Origin of the sequence: Mesorhizobium sp. M7A.F.Ca.CA.002.09.1.1 (assembly GCF_003998555.1) — a bacterium.
Taxonomy (GTDB): domain Bacteria; phylum Pseudomonadota; class Alphaproteobacteria; order Rhizobiales; family Rhizobiaceae; genus Mesorhizobium; species Mesorhizobium ciceri.
This window is the reverse complement of sequence record NZ_RZRR01000002.1, coordinates 25616-33678: the sequence shown is the minus strand read 5'-3', so window position 1 is coordinate 33678 and position 8063 is coordinate 25616. Positions and strand designations below refer to the sequence as shown.

The following is an 8063-nucleotide window of genomic DNA, read 5'->3' as shown; positions in this document are numbered from 1 at the left end:
GAGCTTGATTGCTTACTCACGGCTCACCTCGTCAACGCCTTCACCCTCCCGGACGATCTCCTTTTCGACTCGCCTGAAGGCAGCAGCCCAGCTGCGGCCGGGGATGGTTGCCGTCGCGGTCGTGGACGTTCTCGAAACCGATGCGGCCCTTCCCCAGCGCGTCTCCCGGTTGCTTCCGCCTGGCCTACGAACGGGCTTTCCGTCAAGGGGGTCCACGGCGGCCCCGCCCTCTTGATCCGGCGGCTCGGGCCAGTCATCGCGCAAGAGATCGGAATCCGCATTCTTCTCAAAGAGAGCGTGGCTTTCGCTGTGTCATCGGTCATCAAATAGTTTCTTGAATCAGGTTGGTGTCCGCAGCCCGAGGTTGAACGGCGAATATTGATGACCGCCGCGAAGCCGCTCGCTCGCTACGGCGCTATTGAGGAGCGCGCTCGCGAGCGGCTTCGCTACCGCCGAGCGACACAACCTCTGGCGACGCGACCCTGCTGATCTCCTTGGACTCATTCATTTGTCCGGAGCGCTATGGGCAGCGAAGGGTGGGTACGTCAACTACCTGATGCCATAGTAGCGATGCTTTCGCGGAAGCTTTAGAAGCCATCCTGTTGCAGCACATTCGAAAGCATCCGAATGGAGGGCAACGCAACCCAACAATATTTGATGAGGATGCCGGCATCACCAGACCAAACCCAGACCAAACAAAGCTGCCTCCGGCATTCTGCTTCAACGTTAAGCGACGAACATCTGCCGCAAACCACTAGCCATTAAACAGCTCTCTTCTTTGAAAGACTATGTGCAGAGGACTTGATATGGACACCGACGCTTTCACGGCTCATGAATCTAACGTTCGTCGTTATTGCCGGGCGTTCCCCACCGTCTTTACGAAGGCCCTTGGGGCGACGATCTGGGACGAGACGGGTAAGCCCTTTATCGATTTCCTGGTGGGTTCCGGCGCACTCAACTACGGGCACAACAATCCGGATATTATGGCGCCAGCGATTGAATATCTCGTCGGTGAGAACATTCTTCTGTCGCTTGATATGCATACGGCGGCAAAGCGTGACTTCATTGAAGGGTTCGTCGATTGGATCCTGAAACCCAGAGGCCTTTCGTACAAGATTCAGTTTCCCGGGCCGACCGGCACGAACGCCAACGAAGCGGCGCTGGCGCTGGCGCGAAAATACACCGGCCGCTCGAGCGTCATGGCCTTTACGAATGCGTTCCACGGCATGTCGCTCGGCTCTCTAGCGGTGTCGGGCTCGGCCTCAACCAGGGAACTGGGAGGCGTCGCTCGCCACGATGTGATCCGTGTTCCCTATGACGGCTATCCGAGCCAAGCTTTCGATTCCGCCAGTTACATCGACAGCGTTTTGAGCGACCCGGGGAGCGGCATAGAAAAGCCTGCCGCAATCATTCTGGAGACCATCCAGGCCGAAGGCGGCATGAACGCCGCATCCGCAGCTTGGCTCACGGAAATTCAGCGCATTTGCCGTACGCACGGCATTGTTTTTATCGTCGACGATATTCAGGCGGGTGCGGGCCGAACTGGCGATTTCTTCTCATTCGAGTCCGCGAAAATCGAACCGGATATTGTGTGTCTTTCCAAGTCCCTAAGCGGTTCAGGTAGTCCGTTGTCCATCGTTCTGATTCGACCCGACTTGGACATATGGAAGCCCGGAGAACATAGCGGGACCTTCAGAGGCAACAATTTCGCCTTCGTGACGGCAGGAGCCATGTGCAAGATGTGGTCGGATAGGAAATTTACTGCAGGTGTCGAGCGGACAGCCGTCAGGCTGCAAACGCACCTCGATCGCCTGGTTGCGAAATTTCCAAGATACATCGAACAGAAGCGCGGCCGCGGTCTGATGGCCGGCCTGAAATGCCGTTCACCGGCAGTTGTCGGCCGCGTGCACGATGTCGCATTCGAAAATGGCCTTCTTATCGAATCCTCGGGGCCAAATCGCGACGTTATCAAAGTCCTCCCACCGATAACCATCACCGATGCCGAACTCGATCGTGGCATCACCATCCTTGAACACGCACTACAGGAGCAAGACAATGCCTAGTCAGATATCTCAAGTGCCAGCCATCTCGCCGGTTTCGATCAAAGAACGGACCGGGTCGATCAACACGGCGGAGATCATCTCGGTCCTGAAAGGTGAGCTCACCGCTCTGCACATCAAGCAAGCTTTCAGCACCGAAGTAGCCGAGGAGATCACTACGAACTTTATTGGAAGCTCTGGTCTCAGAGAGCGTAAAGATGGTGTGCCCGGACAATATGTCGGCGCATCTCACTACAGGAAGGATGCAGCCACCTATTTCGCAGACGCCGAAAACGCGCGGCCGTACGTCGATGCCCTTTTTAAGAATTTGGTTGACCCGGTTCGAGCAGTATTCAGGGCGTTGAAGCGAGAGCTTCACAACCAGGGAATCGAATTGCGGCTAGCCCGTTCCGAACACGGCCAGGCCAATGTTTGTCGCGGCCTCAGTTGGTCGGGCACAGGCACATTTTCCTTGGATCCCCACGACGACGTCGCTCAAGTCTTACGTGCTGGCGATGATTACGAGCTTTCTGCGGTGGCGCACAATACGGTCGCAGCGCTCAACCTCTATCCCAGCATGCCTGAGGAAGGCGGCAATCTGAAGCTCTGGAGCCACAAGCCGACGGTTGCGGACCGGATATCGCAAGGTGTGGAGACCACTGGATATCCCTATTCGGCAGCCTATCTGGAAGCCGTCCCTTGCCGCGAGTTCGAGCTCAAAACCGGGGATATCGCCCTAATCGATGGCGGCTTCGTTCACGGGGTTACCGGTCAATTAGGCGACGGAAAGCGTCGCCTAGTGCTGAATTGCTTTTTCGGATTTGCGCGGCCTGATCTTGTTCTCTGGTGGACGTGACGTTGGACCTCGCAGCGATCGACTGGCTTGGGCCGTGAGTTGGCGTGGCCAGGCGTGTGACTGCTCATGCTGCCGTCATACAAGCCGAACCTCGAACCGATTGAAATGGCCTTCGCCAGACAGTTTGGGCTGATGCCTTTGCAGGCTACAATTCAGGACTCGCCCTATGAAGAAGCAGTTTACTCCTACAAACGATGTAAGCCTCGCGATCTTTGATCGTCTTGAGTCTGAGGTGCGGAGCTACGTCCGTGCGTTCCCAGTTCTGTTCGATCGAGGCGTCGGCACTGCCCTCATAGCTACAGACGGTCGGGAATACATCGACTTCTTGGGAGGCGCGGGAGCCTTGAATTACGGGCACAACAACCCAGCCTTCACGCGGGCGTTGTTGGACTACATTGCGCGCGACGGAATTGTGCACGGGCTCGACCTTGCTACGACCGCCAAGAAGGCCTTCATCGAAGCTTTTGAGCAGTTTATTTTGAAGCCCCGCGGTCTGTCTTATAAATTGCAATTTACTGGCCCCACAGGTACGAACGCGGTCGAGGCGGCTCTGAAGCTAGCTCGCCAAGTGACCGGCAGGTCAAACATCGTTTCGTTTACGAACTCGTTTCACGGAGTCAGCGCTGGGGCGTTGGCGGCAACCGGAAACACGAAGTTCCGAGATGCTGTCGGCTTTCCCCTCGCGCACGTGACATCGTTGCCGTACGAGGGCTATCTCGGCGCTTCAGACACGATCGAGTATTTCGAGAAGCTTCTCGATGATCCTAGCAGTGGTCTCGGCAAACCCGCTGCGGTGATCCTAGAAGCAGTGCAGGGCGAAGGCGGTGTCAATGCTGCTACCGTTGAATGGCTGCAACGGCTGCGTGATCTGACCTCTCGGCACGAGATCCTGATGATCCTCGATGATATTCAGGCTGGTGTCGGTCGCACAGGGAAATTCTTCAGTTTCGAGGCGGCTGAGATCGTGCCGGACATCGTTACCCTGTCAAAGTCGTTGTCTGCAATTGGAACGCCTATGGCCCTTGTCCTCATGAAGCCTGAACTTGATGTCTGGACGCCGGGTGCGCACACCGGCACGTTCAGGGGCAACAACTATGCTTTCGTCACTGCTCGTGCGGCCCTTGAGACTTACTGGTCCGACTCCAAGTTTGAAGATGAGATTGCTCGCAAATCAGCCATCTTGGCTCAAGAACTCAAGTCGATCGCAGACGACTTCCCCAGCCTTGCTCTGAATGTCCGAGGCCGCGGCTTGATGTATGGACTCGTATCACCAAAGCACCACTCATTGCCGGGGCTCATTTCCCGGGAAGCTTTTCGTCGCGGCTTGGTGATCGAGATCGCTGGCTCGTATGGTGAGGTGCTCAAGTTCATGACAGCCCTTACCATAACCGAGGCTGAACTGCGCCGTGGTCTGTCGATCGTACGCGACAGCATTGGCGCGGTGCAGGACAGCATTTCAGCGGAGTAGGCATTCACTCAGTCCCCCCTACCCAGTCTGGGCTTATCAAGCAAAGGAAATTCCGCTTTAGACGTATGCGATTGTATGGAGACGGACAGCAAAAATGGACACTCGGAGAGCTCAAACAATGGACACCGACCGCTTGACGTGATCGAACGACAGTACGGCATGTGCAAATCAATACACACTTCTTGCTCGTTGCAAGATGAAGGACGACGTCCAGGGCCGGTGAAACCGGTATTCTAATATATTATATAAGTAAGATGGTAATATTGCTGGTTTATCACGAGCGAAGACGAACGGTACACAACACATTAGAAATTAACTTGTATAAGAGGTCCGGTATTTCTTATCCTTTCTGATGAAAAATAGAACGGATTTTGTGCGACGTCGAAGTTTGGCGAGACGAGTGTAAGGCGCGTTCGCGAACCTTACACCGTTACGTTCTGAAGGAGTTGAGATCGTGAGTGATATGACAGCCCGAGACGATGAGATAAGCCTAGCCGAACGCGTAACGCAGCATTTGAAACCGCATTTATGGGCAAAGGCCAACCGGCTCCTTATCCGTAAAGCAATCAGCGAATTTGCACACGAGTTGCTAATTGCTCCTCGACTCCAGCGAATGGAAGGCGACTGGGGGAAGTATGTGCTGGAAAGCGAGACCCCTGGGTTGGAGTATTGGTTCCAGGCTCGGCGCCTCCTGCTAGATCACTGGCAAGTGGACGCCGGCTCTCTGGAGAAAAGGATTGAGGGCAGGCCGGCCCCCCTGGATGCGCTTGATTTTGTTATTGAGTTCAGCCGCCATCTTGGCATAAAGGAAGAGATGATGCCGGTTTACCTGCAGGAGATCAGCAGCACGCTGTATGGCAGCGCGTACAAGCAGGCCAAAACAGAGATATCCGCCGCAGAACTGGCTTTTGCCGATTACCAGATCGTTGAGGCTGGCATGACGGAGGGCCACCCGACCTTTATCGCGAATAACGGTCGCATTGGCTTTGACGCGCTCGACTATAGTCGCTATGCGCCGGAGGTGGGCAGTTCGATAAGACTCATATGGCTGGCCGTCCATAAAGAAATGGCAACGTTTAAGTCCATTTCAACGCTCGACTACGACCTTCTCATGCACGAGGAACTCGGTCGACAGGCGCTGGAACAGTTCGACGCAGCGTTGCGTCAAAAGGGACTAAACTCGACCGATTACATCTATATGCCAGCGCATCCTTGGCAATGGTTCAATCGGCTCTCAACTATCTTCGCGGCGGATATCGCCAACCGGCACATTGTCTGCCTAGGCCAGGGGAAGGACATATATCATGCCCAGCAATCGATCCGCACACTTTTCAATATAAGCGATCCGCATAAACGGTACGTGAAAACGGCGCTGTCGATACTTAACATGGGGTTTATGCGCGGCTTGTCACCGACACACATGCTGGCGACGCCCGCCATCAACGAATGGTTGAAGAATTTGCTCGACAGTGACTCCTATTTAGCCGCCAACGGCTTCAGCATCCTTCGCGAGGTCGCGACGATTGGCTATCGCAATCGTTGTTTCAACACCGCCCTCAAGAAGGACTCCCCTTACAAGCAGATGCTTTCTGCGCTGTGGAGGGAAAGCCCCCTTCGGCAGTTGAAAGAAGGGGAACGTCTGATGACAATGGCGTCGCTGCTTCATGTCGATTACAATGGTGAAGCACTCGTGACAGCCCTCATCAATGCCTCGGGGTTAGACGCCGCCGCTTGGCTACGCCGCTATTTTGAATCTTATCTGGCGCCGCTTCTCCACTGCTTTTATGCTTACGATCTAGCGTTTATGGCACATGGAGAAAATATAATTCTAGTTATGAAAGATCACGCTCCGACGCGAGTTATCATGAAAGACATTGGCGAGGAGCTTCGTATTCTAGGCGGAGATCTCAACGTGCCGGAGGAGATTAAGAGGATCTGCATTCAAGTAAATCGCGACATGAAGCACGACTTCATTTTCACCGACGTTTTCGACTGCTTCTTTCGTTACTTGGCTGTAACACTCGAAGAACATCTTGATTTTCCGTCGACACACTTCTGGCAGCTCGTAAGCGAGTCCATCCTTGGCTACCAGACGAAACATCCGGAATATGACGAAAAATACAGGCAGCATGACCTATTCGCTCCAGAATTTCTGCGACGATGTATGAATCGACTGCAGATACAAAAAAACCAGCAAATGGTGGACTTCGGTGATCCGGGAGAATACCTGCACACCGTCGGCACGCTGAAGAACCCACTGGCGGGCATTCGCAAAGTGACCAGTGCAGGTTAAGCTTGAAGGAGGCGCGTATTTTAAATGAACAATGTAGTTAGCCGGTTTTGGGCCAATACCATACCCCCCCCTTGGGGTAAGCAACCCCTTGCGTAAACGCCGCCGCAGCATGTTGCGCGTATCAGGCGCCCGCTCACCAGCGCGTCGCCTGCTTCCATTCTGAAAGGAGGCGCCTAATTTTTTTATCGCCTTCGGGCCGGCTTTCCAGGTGCCGTCAACACTGACACGGTTAGGCGCCCAAAGCTTGATTTGTGTAGACCTCGCTACCTTAAGCATAAACCTCGTCGAACGCCTTCAATCAAGCACTGCGGCCTTGACGCTCATGCTAGGAGATCATGGCCGCGTTGGAGGTAAGTGCGGCTCTAACTTATGGCTAGAAGGGAGCTTCTCATGTACATTCTAGAAACGCCGCGCCTAATCCTAAGGCCACCGTCGCATAGCGACGAGCTTCTTCTACATGAGCTTCATAGCGATCCATTTGTGGTAAATGCCATGTGGGATGGAGTCTATCCGACCCGAGAGCAATCGAAAGCTAAACTACAACAGTTCATCCATCATTGGCAGAGCAATGGTTTCGGCTTATGGATGGTGTTCGTAAAAGGCGAAGGCCAAGTCGGAAAATTCGCAGGCTACTGTGGATTGATGTACAGTGGCCCGTATCTGCCCGAAGATCCCACTAATGTGGAAACCGTATCGTGCCTCCACCTTGCGTCTTCCGGTAAGGGGATCGCCGCAGAGGCCGGCAGGGCAGCGATCCAGTTTGCTTTCGAGAACCTAACGCTCGAGAAGGTCACTTCATTCATTCGCCCAACGAACACGCGTTCGCTTCGGAAAGCACCGAAAGTAGGCCTTCGCTATGTAAGAGACCGGGTCTACAATAACGTAGTTATGCGATATTTTGAAGTGACAGTCTTGACTGCTGTAAAAATCGAAAAAGTCGTCGTTATCTCTTGTTAGTATCATTGTTTCTCGGAAGACGGTGATGCAAGAAACCGTAGGCGAGCGCTGCTCTCGCCCTACGAACTTGCAATCATTCACACCGACGCACCGGCGTGTCCGGAGATGCATGTGCCCTGGAATTGAGAGCTTGTCGGTTCAGAGATAGTTCAGATGGGTCGCTCGGTCTCGCTTCGGGCATGCCCTCGACCGATTTGGCGATCAAATCGCTCCGTTACAGACGGCATGATGTGGAGCTGCCGCGCCGTAAGTGACCATATCTCAGGCGGTAGGAGGAGCGCTTTGCTGAAGAAGCCCATCACACTTGGTACCTTGATGGGGAGTTGCGTGGTTTTCGATTATATCGTCGTGGGTGGTGGCTCCTCTGGATGCGTGATGGCGAGCAGGCTCTCCGCCTATGGCGCTCGCGTGCTGCTCATTGAAGCTGGCCCTGATACGCCGCCGAATGCC

At 54.4% G+C, this 8063-nt stretch carries 5 protein-coding genes; all 5 read left to right on the top strand.

Annotated elements, in window-relative coordinates:
- The first annotated feature begins 806 nt into the window (after positions 1-806).
- The 5 genes from ectB (EN994_RS00315) (at position 807) to EN994_RS00295 (ending at position 7613) form a co-directional block, all read left to right on the top strand.
- Entirely contained in the window at positions 807-2063 is a 1257-nt protein-coding gene (gene ectB, locus EN994_RS00315; protein ID WP_063169362.1) for a diaminobutyrate--2-oxoglutarate transaminase, read from the top strand.
- The gene (locus tag EN994_RS00310; protein ID WP_063169361.1) at positions 2056-2895 is read left to right on the top strand and encodes a hypothetical protein; all 840 of its coding nucleotides are present in this window, start codon (positions 2056-2058) and stop codon (positions 2893-2895) included. The genes ectB (EN994_RS00315) and EN994_RS00310 overlap by 8 nt, the downstream gene beginning before the upstream one ends.
- 166 nt (positions 2896-3061) lie before the next feature.
- Positions 3062-4363 carry a diaminobutyrate--2-oxoglutarate transaminase gene (ectB, locus tag EN994_RS00305; RefSeq protein ID WP_063169360.1) on the top strand — a complete coding sequence of 434 codons (1302 nt, stop codon included), beginning with the start codon at positions 3062-3064 and terminating at the stop codon, positions 4361-4363.
- Between the two features lie 463 nt (positions 4364-4826).
- Positions 4827-6656 (top strand): IucA/IucC family siderophore biosynthesis protein, encoded by a 1830-nt coding sequence (locus EN994_RS00300; protein ID WP_063169359.1) that lies wholly within the window; start codon positions 4827-4829, stop codon positions 6654-6656.
- Positions 6657-7046: 390 nt separating this feature from the next.
- The gene (locus EN994_RS00295) at positions 7047-7613 is read left to right on the top strand and encodes a GNAT family N-acetyltransferase (protein ID WP_158515808.1); all 567 of its coding nucleotides are present in this window, start codon (positions 7047-7049) and stop codon (positions 7611-7613) included.
- Positions 7614-8063 lie beyond the last annotated feature (450 nt).